This is a genomic window from Muribacter muris (genome assembly GCF_001038205.1).
GTDB lineage: Bacteria > Pseudomonadota > Gammaproteobacteria > Enterobacterales > Pasteurellaceae > Muribacter > Muribacter muris.
Window position 1 is genome coordinate 1 of record NZ_JWIZ01000123.1, and the last position, 2,191, is coordinate 2,191.

Consider the following 2,191-nt stretch of genomic DNA (forward strand, 5'->3'; position numbering starts at 1 on the left):
TGAATGGCGTTTTAACCACAGTGAAATAAAAGTTCAATTTTCCATTTTAAAACAATTAGTAAAGCAGAATTTATTCTAGTTATCTAGTACAGCCCCGAAAATAATTTGGAAGAAATCATACAATTAATCTACTCTTGGGAAGACAAATTAACTTGACCCTTACTCTGCCTTAAAGTTGCTGATTTATTAGGAATTAAAAGTATAGAGCGACAATCACCAGCTAATTATCCTGATATACAAAAAGTTTTTAGTAAGCAGAAGCAAAAAATCAAAGAAAATGCTAAAGCTAATCCTGAACCAAATGTAACAATAGATTATCTGCAAAAACAAGTAAATCATTTAAAAGCTCAAGTACAGCATTTAGAAGAAATCAATGAACGATATAAGCAACAATTCATTGCCTGGCAATATAGTGCATATATGCATGGAATGACGAAAGATAAGCTAAATAAACCACTTATTGCAGTTAATCGCCAGCATCTGTAAAAGATATACCTTTTGAAATCTAAATTTCAACGGTATATCGTCAAAAATTATCCTTCTCTTTTTGAAATTCTATCCTCCGGTGTTACTGACGTCAATGGTTGAAGTAATATACTGCCGCCCCGTTTGCATTACCGTAATAATTCACCATCGGAAACCGCATATCAGGGTTCGTATTTATTGGCAAGGCTTGGAAAGCATGAATACCAGGCACGGTTAAAAGGAAAAACAATAATCGGGATAGGATGACGAATTGTCCAAGATGGGATTTTGAAGTTCATAAAGATCCTTAAAATACTATTTTGAGAATTTTAGTAAATTTTAAGACTTATTTTAAAGTGAAAGGTTGGAGGAGATAGAAAAGAAAGTAGTGAGGCTTTCTAAGTTTTTTGCAAATTGCAAAATCTCCCCAAAATCCCACCTTTGCTTTTGTAGAGTAAATCATCGGTATAAAGGTTTACATATTTTATAATATGGCAAATGAACAAGCAACATACTATTGGTCAGCCTATCAACCCCAAAAACTCATATCTGAATAACATCATAAACTTCTTTATTAAATTTACTTTCATCATTTGATATCCAAACTTTTTCTGGAAATCCTACGCAGATATACTTCATGGAATCTGTCAAAGCAATATTTTTTCTCAAATAAGCAATAACATCATCCTTTGTAGAAAAGGACTCTATATTTTCCTTTAAAATTTCTAAAAACTCATCAAACCAGTTAGGGGTGTAAAGGGTTTATAATACAATTCATTTTAAGAAGTATTTTTGAAAAAACAACTTCTTTTGATGTTAAATTATCATCTATCATAGTTGATAATACTTCTCGAACATATTCCATAATAAGCCAACCTTGAAAAATATTCATGAAACTTACTTTACCCCAAAATTTAATGGTTATATCAAAATATTGTTGCAATCTATGTACTAATCTATAGATTGCAATACTAGCCTGTTTTCCATCAATAGGTAAATAAGTTCCAATGGCAATGTAAGCACCTAAATTTATCACACTTTGTGCTGGAGATGTTTCTTGATTGGCATTTAATGGAAGACTATCACAAGTACTAAATATTACAATTGGAGGTAATTTCTTAATTTTATCTTTCAAATCATTGAGGTTAACTGCTTTACCATATAAATGCAATCCATAGTTGCCTTTATCATCAATTTTTGTGCCATGACAATCAAATATTAAAATACTTTCAGTAGCTTGATTTAATGTAGATACTAAATCATCTTCAGAATAAACATCTACAAATCTATATGTTGCATATAAATTCTCATCTTTTAAGTTACTCATTTTCTCTTTAGTCAAGTTTTCTAAATAATTGGCATTACTATTTATCATCTGCGTGATTTTATCACTTAGCTGTTCGCTTGGTTTAGGTTTTATATTTAAGGTATTCTCCATCAAATCCTTTAATCGGTCATTTTCATCAAAACTTCTGATGATAAGGATTTTTAAAGGTTCTTTTTTTATCATAACCAATGTTTTGGGCATGGATAATTTATATTCATGCTTAGGTAACAAGCTATAATCATGCTTTAAAGCTAATGGACAACCATTGATTTTTAACCAACCAATAGGTAAAGAACTATATAGTTTTAGGGGCTGTACTAGATAACTAGAATAAATTCTGCTTTACTAATTGTTTTAAAATGGAAAATTGAACTTTTATTTCACTGTGGTTAAAACGCC

At 30.4% G+C, this 2,191-nt stretch carries 1 protein-coding gene and 2 pseudogenes; 1 reads left to right on the forward strand and 2 read right to left on the reverse strand.

The features are described 5' to 3' along the window. A pseudogene (locus RO21_RS13065) lies at window positions 1-79 on the forward strand (IS1595 family transposase); the annotation flags it as partial. 1,131 nt (window positions 80-1,210) lie between these two features. Here RO21_RS13065 and RO21_RS11995 read toward each other — a convergent pair. After that, on the reverse strand, window positions 1,211-1,975 hold the full coding sequence (locus RO21_RS11995; RefSeq protein WP_047978016.1) for a hypothetical protein: 765 nt from the start codon (window positions 1,973-1,975) through the stop codon (window positions 1,211-1,213). Between the two features lie 142 nt (window positions 1,976-2,117). Beyond that, a pseudogene (locus RO21_RS13075) lies at window positions 2,118-2,191 on the reverse strand (IS1595 family transposase); the annotation flags it as partial.